Annotated in this window: 16 protein-coding genes; all 16 read right to left on the bottom strand. The window is 46.1% G+C overall.

What is annotated here, in order from left to right; translation table 11 throughout:
• Nucleotides 1-2: 2 nt before the first annotated feature.
• Nucleotides 3-917, bottom strand: a complete 915-nt coding sequence (gene lpxC / locus C2758_RS00900; RefSeq protein WP_215328553.1) for a UDP-3-O-acyl-N-acetylglucosamine deacetylase — start codon at nucleotides 915-917, stop codon at nucleotides 3-5.
• A gap of 27 nt (nucleotides 918-944) precedes the next feature.
• The gene (locus tag C2758_RS00895) at nucleotides 945-1,445 is read right to left on the bottom strand and encodes a peroxiredoxin (protein ID WP_215328551.1); all 501 of its coding nucleotides are present in this window, start codon (nucleotides 1,443-1,445) and stop codon (nucleotides 945-947) included.
• A gap of 111 nt (nucleotides 1,446-1,556) precedes the next feature.
• A complete protein-coding gene (ftsZ, locus tag C2758_RS00890) occupies nucleotides 1,557-2,897 on the bottom strand; it encodes a cell division protein FtsZ (protein WP_215328543.1) in 1,341 nt (446 codons plus the stop codon).
• Nucleotides 2,898-2,942: 45 nt separating this feature from the next.
• Complete coding sequence (gene ftsA / locus C2758_RS00885; RefSeq protein ID WP_215328540.1) at nucleotides 2,943-4,172, bottom strand: cell division protein FtsA; 1,230 nt, start codon at nucleotides 4,170-4,172, stop codon at nucleotides 2,943-2,945.
• Between the two features lie 9 nt (nucleotides 4,173-4,181).
• A complete protein-coding gene (locus tag C2758_RS00880) occupies nucleotides 4,182-5,048 on the bottom strand; it encodes a cell division protein FtsQ/DivIB (RefSeq protein ID WP_251369215.1) in 867 nt (288 codons plus the stop codon).
• Nucleotides 5,045-6,058 (bottom strand): D-alanine--D-alanine ligase, encoded by a 1,014-nt coding sequence (locus C2758_RS00875; protein ID WP_215328538.1) that lies wholly within the window; start codon nucleotides 6,056-6,058, stop codon nucleotides 5,045-5,047. The genes C2758_RS00880 and C2758_RS00875 overlap by 4 nt, the downstream gene beginning before the upstream one ends.
• Nucleotides 6,051-7,487: a UDP-N-acetylmuramate--L-alanine ligase gene (gene murC / locus C2758_RS00870; protein ID WP_215328536.1), complete on the bottom strand. Its 1,437-nt coding sequence runs from the start codon at nucleotides 7,485-7,487 to the stop codon at nucleotides 6,051-6,053. Before murC ends, C2758_RS00875 begins: the two co-directional genes overlap by 8 nt.
• On the bottom strand, nucleotides 7,484-8,557 hold the full coding sequence (gene murG, locus C2758_RS00865; protein ID WP_215328535.1) for an undecaprenyldiphospho-muramoylpentapeptide beta-N-acetylglucosaminyltransferase: 1,074 nt from the start codon (nucleotides 8,555-8,557) through the stop codon (nucleotides 7,484-7,486). The genes murC and murG overlap by 4 nt, the downstream gene beginning before the upstream one ends.
• Entirely contained in the window at nucleotides 8,554-9,825 is a 1,272-nt protein-coding gene (ftsW, locus tag C2758_RS00860; RefSeq protein WP_215328533.1) for a putative lipid II flippase FtsW, read from the bottom strand. Before ftsW ends, murG begins: the two co-directional genes overlap by 4 nt.
• Nucleotides 9,822-11,441 (bottom strand): UDP-N-acetylmuramoyl-L-alanine--D-glutamate ligase, encoded by a 1,620-nt coding sequence (gene murD / locus C2758_RS00855; RefSeq protein ID WP_215328526.1) that lies wholly within the window; start codon nucleotides 11,439-11,441, stop codon nucleotides 9,822-9,824. Before murD ends, ftsW begins: the two co-directional genes overlap by 4 nt.
• 10 nt (nucleotides 11,442-11,451) lie before the next feature.
• A complete protein-coding gene (gene mraY / locus C2758_RS00850; RefSeq protein WP_215328524.1) occupies nucleotides 11,452-12,621 on the bottom strand; it encodes a phospho-N-acetylmuramoyl-pentapeptide-transferase in 1,170 nt (389 codons plus the stop codon).
• Nucleotides 12,612-14,060 carry a UDP-N-acetylmuramoyl-tripeptide--D-alanyl-D-alanine ligase gene (gene murF / locus C2758_RS00845; RefSeq protein ID WP_251369214.1) on the bottom strand — a complete coding sequence of 483 codons (1,449 nt, stop codon included), beginning with the start codon at nucleotides 14,058-14,060 and terminating at the stop codon, nucleotides 12,612-12,614. Before murF ends, mraY begins: the two co-directional genes overlap by 10 nt.
• Complete coding sequence (locus C2758_RS00840) at nucleotides 14,057-15,610, bottom strand: UDP-N-acetylmuramoyl-L-alanyl-D-glutamate--2,6-diaminopimelate ligase (protein WP_215328522.1); 1,554 nt, start codon at nucleotides 15,608-15,610, stop codon at nucleotides 14,057-14,059. Before C2758_RS00840 ends, murF begins: the two co-directional genes overlap by 4 nt.
• A complete protein-coding gene (locus C2758_RS00835; protein WP_215328520.1) occupies nucleotides 15,607-17,379 on the bottom strand; it encodes a penicillin-binding protein 2 in 1,773 nt (590 codons plus the stop codon). Before C2758_RS00835 ends, C2758_RS00840 begins: the two co-directional genes overlap by 4 nt.
• Nucleotides 17,376-17,642, bottom strand: coding sequence for a cell division protein FtsL (gene ftsL / locus C2758_RS00830; protein WP_046329456.1), 267 nt, complete (start codon nucleotides 17,640-17,642; stop codon nucleotides 17,376-17,378). The genes C2758_RS00835 and ftsL overlap by 4 nt, the downstream gene beginning before the upstream one ends.
• Complete coding sequence (rsmH, locus tag C2758_RS00825) at nucleotides 17,639-18,589, bottom strand: 16S rRNA (cytosine(1402)-N(4))-methyltransferase RsmH (RefSeq protein ID WP_215328518.1); 951 nt, start codon at nucleotides 18,587-18,589, stop codon at nucleotides 17,639-17,641. Before rsmH ends, ftsL begins: the two co-directional genes overlap by 4 nt.
• Nucleotides 18,590-18,593: the final 4 nt, after the last annotated feature.

Here is an 18,593-nt window from a genome sequence, read left to right as displayed (position 1 = left end):
ACCTAGAAAAAGAGGGGTTGACTCTCTTTTGAATAGGCTGCGGGGGCCTTATTTTCTGAAAAACTGCTAATTTCATAAGCACTAGGATCTTCCAAAAGCTTACGCAAGAGTGCGTTATTTAAGGCGTGTCCTGATTTTTCAGCAACATAGGAACCCACAATCGGATGCCCGACTAAATACAGGTCGCCAATAGCGTCCAAAATTTTATGGCGAACAAACTCATCTTCGTAACGTAACTCTTCGTTATTCAGAATGCGATGCTCATCGAGTACGATCGCATTATCTAAACTTCCACCACGCGCCAATCCCATCTCTCGCAAGGCCTCAACCTCGTGAGCAAAACCAAAGGTTCTGGCACGGCCAATCTCACTACGATAAGCATGCTCAGCAAAATCTACCACAAAGCGCTGACCAGTTTTATCTACTGCAGGATGTTTAAAGTCAATTGTGAAATCCAACTTAAATCCAAAGAAGGGCTCTAGGCGAGCAAGCTTGTCACCATCCCTCACTTCTACAGATTTTTTAATCACCACAAACTGTCTAGAAGCTTCTTGCTCAGCTATACCGGCTGATTCCATTAGAAACAAAAATGAGGCTGCGCTGCCATCCATGATGGGCACTTCTTCGCCATCAAGCTCAATTAATAAATTATCAAGTCCTAGGCCTGCACAGGCTGACAGTAAATGTTCCACTGTGGAAACACGCACGCCATCTTTTTGTATCACTGAGGCTAGGCGGGTATCGCAAACTGCCAGAGCAGTGGCCGGTATAACCGATTGCTCTGGGGTATCTACACGTACAAATGCAATTCCTGAATTTGCCGGCGCAGGCTTAATAGACAAAGTCACCTTGCACCCAGAGTGCAAACCAATCCCCACGGTTTTAATCGGAGTAGCGATTGTGCGTTGCTTCATCATGGTTTATCTGAATTCAGGAATGCTTGATTAAAGCTTTTTCAAGATTGAAGCAGCATCGCTCACTTCAAATTTGCCAGGCGCTTCACGATCCAAGGTTGTCACAACACCATCTTCAACAATCATAGCATAGCGATCTGAACGAACACCCAAACCGCGAGCAATCAAATCTAGCTCTAGACCAAGTTTCTTAGTAAATTCAGCACTGCCATCGCCTAACATGCGAATCTTTTTACCAACTTTTTGATCTCGTCCCCAAGCACCCATTACAAATGGATCATTTACTGAAACACACCAAATTTCATCAACACCTTTTGCTTTGATTGCATCAAAGTGCTCAACATAGCTAGGAACGTGTTTTGCTGAACAAGTCGGAGTAAATGCGCCAGGCAAAGCAAAGATCACAATCTTTTTTCCGGCAGTGAGTTTTTCAACTTCAAATGCGTTTGGTCCAATAGCGCAACCCTCGCTAGCTTCGTCTAAAAACTCATAAAGAGTAGCATTTGGTAACTTTTGTCCGACTGCAATCATAAATTCTCCAATTAAATAGTTGTCATGAGTATGCCAACGCTAGCGCGGGATTCGTCGTCCGGAGGGGCGCCGCGCTGGCATTCTGCATGATCTATTGTATTGAGCAGTGGTTTAGTCTGCTTGCTTACGTAAAAAAGCTGGGATTTCGTAGTAATCAGCCCCTTTATCAAGCATGGTTTTAGCCTGTGGCGAGCTATCAGCACCTAATGTAGGGGCTGGTGTAGCTTCCCGTGAGCTACGGAATACACGTGGCAAATCATATTGACTGTAATCAACACCACTAGCTGCTGGTTGAGCAGCAATCGCAGGAGCACTTCCCGTACCTGTCATTGCCAAGCCTGCACTCGTGCTCAAAGCTGAGTCAAGATTAACTTTGCTCATTGCTGCTGAAGCACTTGCTGGAGCAAAGCTGTTTAAGTCAGCCATTGTTGGCATCGCATCATGCGTACCAGTAGCTTGTCTCCAAACTACTTCTGGTTGATGATGTTGACGTGCTTGTGGATTATTCAAGCCAGTAGCAACAACAGTGACCCTCAATGCATCACCTAAGCTTTCATCATAAACAGTGCCGAAAATCACAGTAGCATCGTCTGCAGCATAACCACGAATTGCTGCCATGACTTCACGAGTCTCAGACAACTTCAATGAACGGCTAGCGGTAATGTTGACCAATACGCCACGCGCACCAGACAAATCAACACCTTCGAGCAATGGTGATGCAACTGCAGCTTCAGCAGCTAAGCGTGCGCGGTCCATGCCAGAAACTGTCGCAGTTCCCATCATTGCTTTACCTTGTTCGCCCATCACCGTTTTCACATCTTCAAAGTCGACGTTAATCAAACCTTGTACGTTAATGATTTCTGCGATACCTGAAACAGCGTTATGTAATACATCATCAGCACAGGCGAATGCCTTATCGAATTCTGCATCTTCACCCATAACTTCAAAGAGTTTTTCATTGAGAACTACGATTAATGAATCAACATATGCTTCGAGTTCAATAGCGCCATTCTCCGCAACCTTGAGACGCTTAACGCCCTCAAAATCAAATGGCTTGCTAATCACACCAACAGTCAAAATACCCATCTCTTTAGCAACTTGAGCAACGATTGGCGCTGCACCAGTACCTGTGCCTCCACCCATACCAGCGGTGATAAATACCATGTGTGCACCTTGCAATGTATCTGCAATGCGTGCTCGCGCTTCTTCAGCCGAAGCTGCACCGATTTCAGGTTTTGCACCAGCACCGAGTCCGCTAGAGCCTAGTTGCAAATTCACAGATGCCTCAGAACGCTGTAAAGCGCCAGCATCGGTGTTCATGCAAATAAACTCTACGCCGTTAACACCGCGACGAATCATGTGCTGAACTGCATTACCACCTGCACCACCAACTCCAACCACTTTAATAATGGTTTTACCGGCTGTTTCTTGATCTAACATTTCAAATTCCATATACCCTCCAAGGTAATAAGTACTACATTGACGACGACGAAAAACTTAAAAATTTCCTGCGAACCATTCCTTCATGCGCGCAATCACACTTTGCAGCGCGCCTGATTGTGATGCTCGACGGCCACGTAATAACTGCGCCTGGCCTTCCATTAACAAACCGATGCTGGTAGCAAAACGGGGACTACGTAAAACTTCATGCAGGTGGCCACGGTACTCAGGAGTTCCGATACGAGCTGGGCGTAAGAACACTTGCTCAGCAAGCTCAACCATTCCTGGCATTAAAGAAGTTCCACCAGTCAGCACGATTCCTGAAGAGACCATATCTTCGTAACCAGAATCACGTACAACGCCTCTAACTAAGGTAAATAACTCTTCTACTCGTGGCTCGATTACGGCAGCTAAAGCTTGCTTTGACATCGGGCGTGGCTCACGATCACCAACACCTGGGACATCAATCATGGTGCTTGGATCGGCCATATCTTGGCGAGCAATACCATATTGAATCTTGAGATCTTCTGCATCAATAGTCGGCGTACGCAGTGCCATAGCAATGTCATTGGTAATTTGATCGCCTGCAATCGGGATCACTGCAGTATGTCGAATAGAGCCCTGGCAATAGATCGCAATATCGGTTGTACCGCCGCCAATATCGACCAAAACAACACCCAACTCTTTTTCATCTTCAGTCAATACAGCTAAGCTCGAAGCCAGGGGCTGCAAAATAAGATCATTTACCTCTAAACCACAACGGCGTACACACTTCACGATATTTTGTGCAGCACTAACAGCGCCAGTAACGATGTGGACTTTCACTTCCAAGCGTAAACCACTCATGCCAATTGGCTCACGTACATCTTCCTGTCCATCAATAATGAATTCTTGAACAAGAATATGAAGGATTTGTTGATCCGTTGGAATGTTGATTGCCTTAGCAGTTTCTAAAACACGCTCAACATCGCCAGCGCTAACCTCTTTATCGCGTATTGCCACCATACCGCTAGAGTTAAAACTCACAATGTGATTTCCAGCAATACCAGTAAAAACCTGCACGATCTGGCGGTCGGCCATAACCTCAGCCTCCTCAAGCGCTTTCTGAATAGACTGAACAGTAGCTTCAATATTGACAACCACACCCTTCTTTAAGCCCTTAGATGCAGTTTGGCCAACGCCAACCACATTAAATTGACCATCTGGCGCTAACTCAGCAACCAAAGCAACCACCTTGGAGGTTCCAATATCTAATCCGACCAATAAATCGCGGCTGTCTTTACTCATTCTCATTCCTCATTGCTTCTGCTCGCTTTTTTTGCCATCTGCTTCATTTTTTTTCAAACTTGCCGAAGCAAGATGCACTGCAAAACCATTTGCATAGCGCAGATCGATTGCGTCCACTCGGTTAGCCCACTTCTCTTGAACCTGCGGCCAATACTTAAAGAGGCGTGCCACACGATCTTCAGTTAATGTTTTGTCTGAATTCTCTTCATCCCGACCAAATTCCACCTTCATGCCATTGGATAACTTCACGTGCCAGGCATAGCGCTCAGAAAGGGTTAAGCTTTTCACTTCTGCACTCCAAGGCTTAAACCAAGCATTCGCCCTCTCGTACAAACGCATCACTTCTTTGCTGGCATCGTCTGGCCCCGAGAAATCAACCAAATAAATACCATCTCCAACATCAGAGACGCGCCCAGCAAAGAGCTCACCATGGGTATTCATTAAGGTATGACTATCAGCACCACCCCAAGTACCAAAAGGTTTTTGCTCTTCGATACTCACAATCAATCCGTTAGGCCAAACTCTGCGAACGTTGGCATGACGGACCCAAGGCATCGACTCAAAGCCACGCTTCACGTCTTCTAATCTCACGCTAAAGAAATTTCCCTGAACAGTCTCTAAAACCTGCTGCTTAACTACAGGCTTATTTATATGCTTTAGCGTTTGGCCAGCCACTGGCTCTATCACTATTTGGCGTAATGCAAATACCGGACGCTGACTCAACCACACCAAAATTCCAACGAAAACCATGACTGCAAAACAGCGCATCAAGAAACGGCTCAACTTTTGCATCCGCTCTGCATGATTCCAAAGTGGAGATGCCAGTGAAGTAAACACTTCACCGAAACCGTTTATAAAGGCGCCGATCCGACTCATACTTGTGCAGCCCCTTTGCTTTTTAAGGTTTGACTAATAACCCAAAGAACAAGTTCGGCATACTCAATACCAGCTGCCTTTGCCGCCATAGGGACCAAAGAATGCGAGGTCATACCTGGAGAAGTGTTCATCTCCAAGAGATAAGGTTTGCCAGTTTTTTGATCGAGCATCACATCAGCTCGACCCCAAGTTTTGCATCCAAGCGCACGATAAGAGGCTAAGGCTAATTCTTGAACTGCTTCATTTACTTCTGGCGTAAGCCCAGTTGGGCATAGGTATTTGGTCTCGTTAGAGAAATACTTATTATGAAAATCGTAGTTAGCTTCAGGTGGAATAATTTTGATCACAGGCAAAGCTTCCGCATTTGCTCCAAATCCAACCAAGGGACAAGTCAACTCATCGCCAACAATACAAGTTTCAGCAATCACCTTCTTATCCATTCCGGCTGCCAACTTATAGGCAGCAGGTAATTCTCCAACGGATTTCACTTTAGTTAAACCAAGTGATGAGCCTTCATGTGCGGGCTTCACAATTAATGGCAAGCCCAAATGCTTCACTACAGCATTCCAGTCGCTGTCGGCTTTGAGCTCTTCAAATTCAGGAGTTGAAAGACCGCTACTAAGCCAAACAAGCTTGGTCGCAATTTTGTCGATCGCTAGTGCAGATGCTAGTACACCGCTACCGGTATAAGGAACACCTAGGAGATCTAGAAGTCCTTGAATCGTCCCGTCCTCACCATAACGACCATGCAAAGAGATAAACACACGATCAAATTTCTCTTGAGCTAGCTCAGTTGGGCAACGTAATCCTGGATCAAATGGGTATGCATCAACTCCTTTCGAGAGCAGGGCTTCCAATACGCCATTACCCGACATCAAAGAAATCTCTCGCTCGCCAGATCGACCGCCAAGCAATACTCCTACCCGTCCAAGAGATTGAATATCTAAATTTGCGAGCTCTTGCTTCACTCGCTCACCCCAAGAAAGTAATGGTTGGTTTAGCTTAGACATGTTTTGCCTCTGCTAATACATGCGGCAATCCAGAGATCGAGCCAGCGCCCATCGTGATTAAGACATCACCATCACGCAATAAGGCGCTGAGTTTTTCAGGCATTTCAGCAACGCTCGAAGCAAAGGCTACCGCAGTACTGTCTAAAGAACCCTTCAAGACCTTATCAACAGTAAGCGCTGCTTTCATTAGGCTTTGACCATCCGCGCCTAGAATCTTTGCCTCACCAGCTGGATAAACTTCGGTTAATACGAGTGCATCAAAGTTTTTAAGAACTTGCACAAACTCACCAAAGCAATCACGCGTTCTCGTAAAGCGATGAGGTTGGAATGCTAATACCAAGCGACGGTTTGGATAAGCGCCGCGGGCTGCAGATAAAGTAGCGGCCATTTCAACGGGATGGTGTCCGTAATCATCGATCAATGTGAAGCTTCCGCCAGAGACCAAAGGAATTTCTCCATACTTTTGGAACCGGCGACCAACGCCACTAAATTCAGATAAGGCTTTCACAATAGCCTCATCACTAACACCCAATTCTGTTGCAATACCAATTGCTGCTAATGCATTTTGAACATTGTGTAGGCCGGGCAAATTTAATTGCACCTCAAGTCGACCTGGCTTATTGCCATGACGGCGCACAGTTTTACGATCAACCGTAAAGTGCATGCGAGTACCATCAGCACGCACATTACTTGCACGAATATCTGCATCATCAGATAAGCCGTAGCGTAATACTGGCTGTGACACAAACGGAACAATGTCTCGAACGTTAGTATCATCAATGCACAAAACAGCAACACCATAAAAAGGCATACGCTGAATAAACTGCACAAAAGCCTGCTTCAATCTAGCCATATCATGCTGATAGGTATCCATATGATCAGCATCGATGTTGGTAACAACCTCCATCGCAGGAAATAATTGCAAGAAAGAGGCATCAGACTCATCTGCCTCCACCACAATAAAGTCACCCTGACCTAAGCGCGCATTAGCACCTGCGGAATTTAACTTACCCCCAATAACGAAGGTTGGATCTAAACCACCCTCAGCTAAGACAGAGGCAACTAAGCTGGTGGTGGTTGTTTTGCCATGAGTACCAGCAATTGCAATACCCTGCTTTAAACGCATAAGCTCACCGAGCATGACAGCCCGCTGAATCACGGGAACCTTGGCTGCGCGAGCAGCTAGCACCTCTGGATTGTTGCCCGCAACTGCAGTAGAAATTACCACCGCCTCTGCAGTACCAATATTTTTAGGGTCATGGCCAATATGAATCACTGCACCCAAATCTTTTAGGCGCTTCGTTACAGCACCTTCAGCTAAGTCGGATCCAGATACCTGATATCCCAGATTTAGCAAGACTTCGGCAATACCGCTCATGCCTGCACCACCGATACCAACAAAATGAATTTGCTGCACGATATGTTTCATATACCCACTCCTGCACAGTCTGCACATACTTCAGCCACACGCTGAGTTGCATGAGGCTTAGCTAAAGCATGAGCACGCTTGGCCATCCCTTGTAAATCTTGGCGGCTAAAATTTTGAATCATAGATGCCAGATCCTGTCGGTTGAGATCTTGTTGTGGCAACAAAATGGCCGCATCAGCATCCGATAAAAATCGTGCATTAGCAGTCTGGTGATCATCAATCGCATATGGAAATGGAATCAAACAGGATGCAACACCACAAGCTGCAATCTCTGAAACAGTCATTGCACCAGAGCGGCAGATCACCAGATCTGCTTGAGCATATGCGGCTGGCATGTCATCAATAAAAGGACGAATGTCAGCAGCAACGCCTAAGTTGGCATAACGCTGCTGTAGATCCACAAGATGTTTATCGCCTGCCTGGTGAATTACAAGTGGACGTGCGTCCTTATCCATTAATGCTAAGGCTGCCGGAATGACTTCATTTAAGGCGGCTGCACCTAGACTCCCACCCACAACCAAAATCGACAGTGGGCCGATGCGCTCTTCGTAACGTTTTGCTGGCGCACCTACAGTTTCAAATTCTTCACGGATTGGATTTCCTACCCACTCAGCGTGAGTCATCGTATTTGGAAATCCAGTCAAGGTACGCATAGCAATTTTAGCTAAAGCGCGATTGGCACTTCCTGCAACGGAGTTAGCTTCATGCAGAACGAGTGGCGTCTTCAAAAACTTTGTCACTAGACCACCGGGGAAAGTAATGTAACCACCCATACCTAAAACTACATTTGGCTTGATGCGACGCATAATCTTCCAACTCTGTATAAAGGCTCTTGCAACATTAAACGGCAGCATCAATGTCGCTTTGATACCTTTACCACGCAAGCCCCCAAAGTTCACTGCCTCAAATGGGAAATCGCAAGCTTTCACTAAGCGATATTCCATACCACCCTGATTGCCAATCCAAGATACATTCCACCCACAAATACGCATGTACTCAGCAACAGCTAGCCCCGGGAAAATATGCCCCCCAGTACCGCCGGCCATAATCAAGATGGATGGCTTGGTCATAGCTTGCCACCCCGCATTAAGATTCGGTTTTCATAATCAATCCGAAGTAGCATTGCGATGGCAACAGCATTCATCAAGATTCCTGAGCCGCCATAACTCACTAGTGGGAGTGTTAAGCCTTTTGTAGGAAGCAAACCTAAGTTCACACCCATGTTGATAAATGCTTGCCAACCAATCCATATCGCCACGCCCTTAGCAGCAAGGCCAGCAAAACTGCGATCTAATTGCAATGCAGTACGGCCAATCAGGAATGCACGACGCACGATCCAGTAGAACAAGAAAATCATTACTACTACACCAACAAAACCAAGCTCTTCACCAATCACCGCCATGATGAAATCCGTATGCGCCTCAGGTAGGTAATGTAATTTTTCGACGCTACCGCCTAGTCCCAAACCAAACCATTCACCACGACCAAATGCCATCAGAGAGTGGGTTAGCTGGTAACCTTTATTTGCCGCATTATCAACCTGCCAAGGATCAATAAAGGCCATGATTCGCTTTTGACGGAAAGGTGAAAAGGCAATAATTGTCACTGCACTTAAAATTCCGACCGCCAATAATCCTCCAAATAATTTAGCGTTGATGCCGCCTAAAAATAAAATTCCAAAGGCAATGAGCGATATCACTACAAGCGCGCCCATATCGGGCTCAGCCATCAGTAAGCCGCCAACTAAGGCAACAGCAATACCCATTGGTAGCATGCCCTTAACAAATGAGTGAAGATATTCTTGGCGTTGAACTGTATAACTTGCAGCAAATATCACTGCAGCAAACTTCATTAATTCAGATGGCTGAAAATTCATGAGGCCTAATGGAATCCAGCGTTTGGCACCATTCACTCCTTTTCCAATACCAGGAATGAGGACAGCGATCAATAACAAGACGGTGAATCCAAAAATGATTGGCGAGTAGCGATCCCACACGTGAGTTGGGATCTTAAATACCCAAATAGCAACACCAATCGCAATTGCCAATGAAATGCAATGGCGAATTAAGAAAAAGTTACTACTGTAATTTGCGTACTTAGGGCCATCCGCCAAAGTAATAGAGGCTGAATACACCATAACTAAACCAATGAGGGCTAAAGAAAGTACCGCCCAAACTAGAAGCTGGTCATAGTCCATCATGCGTGAGCGCGTTTGCTCAACGCCAGATACTGCATCTCTCAAGCCGCTGCGGAAATTATCTATCCCACCTCTGGAGAAATTCCAGAAGCGGTCAAGACCTAAACGATTCTCAGGAAAAAGTTTTTCCTTCAAACTCATGCATCAGCTCCTTCGAATTGCATTCCCAATTCTTGAACTTCAGCAATAAACGCCTCAGCACGTGCAACGTAATCACTGAACTGATCAAAGCTGGCGCAAGCTGGTGATAACAAAACAATATCGCCTGACTGAGCTACTTTTGCGGCTTGCGCTACTGCGTTTTGTAGAGTCTCACTCATGACACAAGATACGGAGTCACCCAAAGCTTCAGCAATCATTAGGGCATCTTTACCAATGAGGAAAACGCCTTTTACAAAACGTAATGCAGGCTCACGCAAGGGGCTAAAGTCTTGACCCTTACCCTCACCGCCAGCAATCAACCAGATCCGCTTGCCAGACTCATTAGCGCTGAGACCATTCAAAGCGGCTACTGTTGCTCCTACATTAGTGCCCTTGCTATCATCCACATATTCAACATTCGACACAATCGAAACACTTTGAACACGATGAGGCTCGCCATGGTAATCACGTAAACCATGCAAAAGCATATTCATAGGTAAACCAGCTGAACGTGCCAAGGCTAATGCAGCTAAGGCATTTAAAGCATTGTGGCGACCGCGAATCCGTAAAGCATCAGCTGGAATTAAACGCTTGAGTCTTAATGGCTCATCCTCTACAACAACTGCTTTACGGCGACGCTTCGGTTGTGGCTCGAGATCTTCATCTACTTCAGCCCAAACTAACCAATCAATTCCACCAGCACGCAGATCATGTTCAATTCCAAAAGCACCCTGCTCATCAGGACGGCCGGCACCAAAAGTAACGATGGATTTATTAGATTTCTGCTCGTCAGTAAGCAGACTCATTACCAGCGTATCATCGCGATTCAAGATGCAAATACTATCTTGTCCAAAGATATTGGCTTTTGCACCAATATAAGCCTGCATATCACCATGCCAATCCAAGTGATCTTGCGTAATATTTAATACGGTCGCTGCTGTTGCATTGAAGGTACTGGTGTAAACCAACTGGAAGCTAGACAACTCGAGCACCCAAATCTCAGGCATGTCGACAACTTGATCAGACCCATCCAAACAAGACATCAACTTATCCAATGCTGCTGGGCTGATATTGCCAGCCACAGCAACTCTCTTGCCAGCTCGCTCACACAACTGCCCTGTCAAGGCTGTTGTGGTTGTCTTTCCATTTGTTCCAGTGATGGCTAATACAGCAGGCTTGTATTGAGACTCTTTAACTTGAGCCATACGATCCATTGCAGCAATAGCTCTGGCAAAGAATTCCAATTCTCCCCAGATATCAATACTCAATTCTTGTGCTTTAGCTAAGAAAGAAGCTACTGGCTCTTGAAATGGCGATAAACCAGGACTAATTCCAATGACTTCAACACTCTTTACATTAAGACCATCCAAAGGTCCGAAATAAGCTTCTTGAAGCCCCGCAAATTCAAGATCAGCTAACCAGGCTTTTTGTCGCTCATTCAACTTTTCACGATCACGTGTATCGGCCAAACTGACCTTTGCAGCATTCCGCAAACACCACTTGGCCATAGCATAGCCAGATTCACCCAATCCTAAGATCAAGAAATGTTGGGGCGCTTGATAACCCTCATCTGCGATGAGAGCTGGATTAGCGAAGGCTTGGTCTAAGTTATGCATATTCTTTGGCTTACCTTAATTTCAGGCTGGAGAGGCCAATGAGAACTAATAAAATAGTGATGATCCAGAAGCGAACCACAACCTGTGTTTCGCGCCAGCCACCCAATTCGAAATGATGATGTAGTGGAGCCATCCTAAAAATACGGCGACCCTCACCAAAACGCTTCTTCGTGAATTTGAACCAGAAAACTTGTAGCATCACTGATAGTGTTTCTGCGACGAAGATCCCGCCCATGACAAAGAGTACGATTTCTTGGCGCACAATCACGGCAATAGTTCCAAGTGCACCACCCAATGCGAGTGCGCCAACGTCGCCCATAAATACCTGGGCTGGATGCGTGTTGTACCAGAGAAAGGCTAATCCCGCACCACCCATAGCTCCACAAAAAATCATGAGCTCACCTGCACCGGGAATATAAGGAAACAATAAATACTTTGCGTAAATCGCATTACCCATTACATAAGCAAATGCGCCTAAAGCAGCGCCAACTAAGATTACCGGCATGATCACTAGACCATCTAGTCCGTCCGTTAGATTAACGGCATTACTACTTCCAACGATCACTAAATAACTCAAAATGATGAAGCCCATTACACCTAATGGGTAGCTCACTTCTTTCATAAAAGGAATGAGCAAGTTGGATTTAGCTGGTAAGTTCAAAGCGAAGCCACTTCTAAGCCAATCAAAGAACAACTGCAGAACTTTGAGGTTATTCACTTCAGACACAGAGAAAGCTAAATAAATAGCGGCAAATAAGCCAATCAAAGTTTGCCAAAAGAATTTTTCTCTTGAGGCCATGCCTTTAGGATCCTTGCGCGCCACTTTGCGGTAATCATCAACCCAACCGACCAAGCCAAATCCAAAAGTCACAATCATCACAATCCAGATAAAACGATTGCTCAGATCAGCCCACAACATGCAGGAGATAAAGATACCTAACAGAATCAATACGCCACCCATCGTAGGGGTCCCTGATTTCACTAAATGGGTTTGTGGGCCATCAGTACGAACCGCTTGACCCATCTTCAATGCGGTCAACTTTCGAATAACCCATGGACCAGCTGCCAAACCTATCAGCAAAGCAGTCAGTGTTGCCATCACCGCTCTAAATGTGATGTAGCTAAAGACTCGGAAAAATCCAAAATCATCTTGCAACCATTGCGCCAACATTAAGAGCATGTTTTAGCCTCCTCTAATAAGGCCTGCACTACACGCTCCATACGCATAAAACGAGATCCCTTAACCAAAATATCTAAATGCAGCTGCTGACTTGACTCTTGATCCGCTAGCGCCTCATTGAGCTCTTCAAGCAGCTGATTCAATGTCGCGAAATGAGTAGCACTACTGGTGAGCGCAAACTTCTCTGACTCATTGAATGCCTGCACTGCAAATTTGCACTGCTCTCCGAGTGCGAATAACTTGCTAACACCCTGCTCAGCAGCATAAGCGCCAACTTCCTCATGGAAGCTAGGGCCTTGGTCGCCCACTTCACCCATATCACCCAATACCAACCAAGAAGTATTTCCAGACTGTTTCAGTGCATCAATAGCAGCTCTTACAGAATCGGGGTTGGCGTTATAACTGTCGTCAATCAAAGTACAGCCTGGATTTAAAGGTTTTGATTGCATGCGCCCATTTACTGGGGCAAAAGATTCCAGACCCGCTTGAATTTGCTCCAAACTTAAACCACCAGCTAAAGCGACTGCGCTCGCCGCTAAGGCATTGCGCACATTGTGATTTCCTAAGGTGTTGAGCTGGACTTCAATTTTGCCAAGTTCAGTTGCAATCTCAATTTTTCCACTAGCCAATAACTTACCCGTAACAGAGGCCTTAGCTAGAGCGGAGCTAGTAGATAAAGCAAAATCAATTACCTTGCGTCCTGCAGCAGCTTGATACCAAACATCAGAAAATTCAGAGTCCGCCGGAAATACTGCGATACCATCTGCAGGGAGTGAACTTAAGGCAGTTGCATGTTCTTTTGCAACAGCCTCTACAGTCGCCATGAATTCTTGATGCTCACGTTGAGCATTATTAATGAGGGCAATATTGGCCTGAGCCATGGCCGCTAACTCAGCTGTTTCACCAGGATGATTCATCCCCAACTCAATCACTGCTAGACGATCTGTCGGTCGCATGCGCAGCAAAGTTAAAGGTAGGCCAATATCGTTATTAAGGTTGCCCTTAGTCACTAAGGTACATTCTTCACCGGCCGCTACCTTGAAGATAGAGGCAATCATCTCTTTGACAGTGGTCTTGCCATTAGATCCAGTTACTAAAGCCACTGGAATAGAAAACTGTGCACGCCATGCCTTTGCTAATTCACCCAAGCCTTGATTAACATCTTGGACACATACTGCAGCTAAGTTTGTAGGGCACTTTTCTTTTTGACTAATGAGTGCTGCACTGGCGCCTGCCTTGATGACATCATCCAAAAAATCATGCGCATCAAAACGTTCGCCCGCCAAGGCAATGAATAATTCACCAGACTCAATCTGACGACTATCGCTACCAATACGAGAAATAGTGATCGCTTGCGCAGATTCTTTATCCGCGTGAATCAACTGACTGCCCGGCAACATGGCATGAACTTGAGCAAGAGTAGTCATGGGCTTACTCATACGCTGCCCCCTGCTGCCAAGCGAATGTGTTCTTGATCAGAAAAATCAAATTTCTTGCCATTGATTTCTTGAGTAGACTCATGGCCTTTGCCTGCTACCAAGACAATGTCTTTGACATCTGCATGTCGTACCGCAGCCATAATGGCAGCCGCTCTATCAGGCATCATTTGAACATTTCCCAAATCACCTGACATGCCAGCTTGAATCATGGCAATAATAGATGCTGGATCCTCAGATCTAGGGTTATCGCTTGTAATCACAATGTGATCAGCAAACTCTTGCGCCGCATGACCCATTTGGGCACGCTTACCTGAGTCTCGGTCACCGCCACAACCAAAAACGCACCACACTTTTCCATTACGCTGATTTGCAATGGGGCGTAATGCGTTTAACGCTTTAGTGAGGGCATCAGGTGTGTGTGCGTAATCCACCACAATCAATGGACCCTCAGTTCTTTGTGTTTTATTCAAGTGAATCAGTTCCATGCGTCCTGGAACAGCACTTAGCTTGTTCATATTTTTAGAGGCATGATTTGGACTCATACCTTGAGCTAGCAGGACGGTCCAAACAGCAAGGCAATTGCTGAGATTAAATTCACCTAAAACTGCAAGCTGAGTAGCACTAGAACCTAAGGCATCACAGCTGAATTGAGACTCATAGCCCGAGGTCGTCAATACGGTGTTTTCTGCGTAAACGCGTTTCAAACGATCGTCAAACTTTTCGAATCCAGCAAACGCCTTGCTACTCAATGCATAGCCCCACACCTGAGGACCATCGCTAGCAAGAAGTTTCATCGCCAACTCTCGCCCGGATGCATCATCAAAATTGATGATGGCATTTTCAAGTTGTGGCAACTTAAATAATTTTGCTTTTGCTGCGGCGTACTGTCCCATCGTGCCGTGGTAATCCAAGTGATCTTGCGTCAAATTGGTAAATACCGCACTTCGTATATTTAAGCCAGTAACACGGCCTTGATCTAATGCATGAGAAGAAATCTCTATAGCAAGATTTTGAGCGCCTGCATCAGATAATTCTTTTAATTGGGTTTGCAATTGCGGTGCATCTGGCGTGGTGTAACCAGTTTGAACGAGTGCGCCCGGAAACCCAGCCCCCAATGTGCCTAATACTGCAGTGCGATGATTCGGTTCATCCATTGCCTGCGCCAGCCACTGAGTAATACTAGTTTTTCCATTGGTACCTGTGACGCCGATGACATTGAGATTTTTGCTTGGGTAGCCGTACCACTCCGAGCAGAGCTCTCCAGCCAAGGCTGCTAAATTCTCGACAGCAAAACATTCTGGGTGGTCTAAGTATTCATTCGCAATACCATCAGCAGGATCGAATACCACTGCCGCAGCCCCATTTGCTAATGCGGCCGCGATGTAATCGCGACCATCTCGTAGGGAATTACCATGACCAACAGCGTATGCAAAAAAGATGTCACCAGAATGAATTTGACGGCTATCTGCAGTTACTTTTGCATTACCTGCAGTGAGATCACGTAAATGTGAGATTAAGAGATGGGGTTCTATGTAGACCATTGTCATCATCTTTTTAGAACCGCTGCATTTGTTTTGACTGCAGCAATCTGAATTTCTGTAGGATTTTTATCCTGCAGCGTCATCTGCTTCAAATTGCTATCTGGCAATACGTTTAAGGTACGCAGGGTCTCACTCACGATAGTGGAGAAGACTGGTGCAGCAACATCACCACCATAATGACTGCCACCAGTTGGCTCATCAATCATGACGGCAACCACAATGCGAGGGGCGCTAATCGGCGCTAGGCCTGCAAAGTAAGCGCGGTATTTATTGCCATAGCCCTTACCTACTAATTTATGCGCTGTACCTGTTTTTCCACCAACTCGATAACCTTCAGCTTGCGCTTTTATGGCAGTACCCCCGGGCTCAGTTACTGACTCCATCATGCTGCGCATCTCAATGGCCGTCTTGGCAGAAATAATATGAGTGCCGGGCTTAAATTCTGGACTTCGCTCAATCGTGAGGGGCACTAACTCGCCATCACGCGCAAAGATTGTGTATGCGCGAGCTACCTGAAAGAGTGAGCCTGAAATGCCATAACCAAATGCAATCCGCGCTTGATCTGTTGGCATCCATTTTTTATAAGGGTGGACTGTGCCTGCTACAGCGCCAGGGAAACCAATCTTTGGCGCCTGACCCAAGCCAACAGATGTATAGAAATTCCACATCTCTTCTGCGGATAAATTATTCATTGCAATTTTGGCGGTACCAATATTGCTCGATTTTTGAATAATTTGAGAAACGGTTAAGTTACCGTAAGGATGGGTATCCGTAATCGGTTTTGGACCCACCAAGTATTTGGCACCAATCACCATATTGGTATTAGGAGTGATGGCACCCTTCTCCAAAGCAATTGCTACAGTTAACGGTTTTATTGTTGAGCCAGGCTCAAAGGTGTCAGTTAAAACACGATTACGTAACTGTTCACCCGTCAACTTCTTACGATCGTTTGGGTTGTAGCTAGGGTAATTTGCTAAAGCTAAGATCTCGCCAGTCTGGGTATCCAAGACGACTGCACCACCAGCGCTCGCACGGTGCTGCTCAACTGCACTTTTAACAGCGTTATAGGCCAGAAACTGAATCTTACTGTCAATAGAAAGTTGTAGATCTTTACCATTTTGCGGTAACTGCAAAATGGCAACATCTTCAACAACACGACCAAGGCGATCAACTACTACACGACGAGCGCCTGGGTGCCCAGCTAATTCTTTTTCTCTTGAGAGCTCCATGCCCTCTTGGCCGCGATCTTCCACGTTTGTAAAGCCAACAACGTGCGCCATTGCTTCACCCTCTGGGTAAAAGCGACGGTATTCATTATTTAAGCCAATTCCCGGAATTTCTAATTGCTTAATTTGTTGCGCTACCGCTGGATCCACTTGGCGCTTCAAAAAAATCTGCTTGCGATCTTCTTTTAACTTTTTGCGTAATTCAGATTCACTAATTTGTAAAAGCCTTGCTAGTTTTTGCACCTTATCTGCAGCCAGATCATCAGGGACAGTATCGTTATAGGCAATCACTGACTTAGCTTCCAAGCTCGTGGCAATCACTTGGCCATTACGATCCAATATCTTTCCACGGGAAGCGGGTAACTCCAATTCGCGCTGTGTACCGCGCACACCCTTAGCTTCATAAAAAGCATTTCCCGGACCCTGAATCCAAAAAGCGCGGATTAGCAATAGCATGAACACGAAGAACAACATGAACAGCATGAGGCGTGACCGCCACATTGGCAGACGCAATACTAGATTAGGTGTAGTTGAGAAACCTACAGTCCTCATCTAGCCTCCTTCAAGTACAAAGTACGCTCTGGAGATATAGGGGCCATGTGCAATTGATTACGAGCAACATCGCGAATTCGTGCGGACTTCGATAGATTGCGCTGCTCATACTCCAAGCGTAGCCAGTCTTGATTGAGTTTGCGCTCCTCGATTTGCGCGCGATCTAGCGAAATAAATAATTTACGCGCACGCTGCTGCGCCGCTACCAAAGACAGTGCGCAAACCAATAGTAAAACCAGTAAGGTAAGCGTAGCGCGATTCAAGCTAGCACTCCTGTACGTTTTTCTGCAATACGCATGATGGCAGAACGAGCGCGAGGATTCTCTCGAACCTCCTCATCACTTGGCTTAATGCGTCCAATAATCTCTAGGTCACTTTGCGGTAAATCCCGATCGCGGACAGGCAAACCTCGAGGCACTTCAACCTTAGCATGCGACTGCAAGAACTGCTTCACAATCCGATCTTCGAGAGAATGAAAGCTAATCACTGCTAAGCGCGCGCCTGGCTTTAGTAACTTGAGTGCTGCCTTTAATCCGAGCTCCAAATCTTCTAACTCACGATTAATAAAAATACGGAGTGCTTGGAAAGTCCGAGTTGCAGGATCTTGACCAAGCTCTCTGGTCCGGACGACGCTAGCCACCAGGCTTGCTAGTTGCAAAGTTGTTTTTGGAGATAAGCCTTCTTCTCGCTTTGCCACAATGGCTTTAGCGATCTGAAAAGCAAAACGTTCCTCACCATAAGTCTTAATCACGCGAGTGATGTCCTCTTGCGATGCTTGTTCCAACCATTCCGCAGCCGTCAATCCCTGGTCCGTGTTCATGCGCATATCGAGTGGACCATCTTTGCGAAAGGAGAACCCACGGTGTGCTTCGTCCACCTGTGGAGAGCTGATACCGAGATCTAACAGAATTCCATCGACTGATTCTGGGTCCGCGTACTGATCCATCTGCGCAAAACTGTCGTGCACGATACGTAAACGCGAGTCCTTGATTTTTTCCGCTACTGCGATCGCATCCAGATCCTTGTCGAAAGAAATCATTCGCGCATTCGTAGGAAGTTGCGCTAGCAGGGCTTGAGTATGACCACCGCGCCCAAAAGTTCCATCGATTAAGAGTAGATTTTTTGAAGCTACAGAAGAGGTGATGAGTGGTCCACTGACCAGCGCCGTCACCGCCTCGGCCAGTAATACTGGGCGATGAGTTATGTTCATGGCG

The organism is Polynucleobacter sp. AP-Sving-400A-A2, assembly GCF_018688155.1.
Classification (GTDB): domain Bacteria; phylum Pseudomonadota; class Gammaproteobacteria; order Burkholderiales; family Burkholderiaceae; genus Polynucleobacter.
The sequence above is the reverse complement of the archived record's forward strand: the minus strand, read 5'-3'. Positions and strand labels throughout refer to the sequence as shown.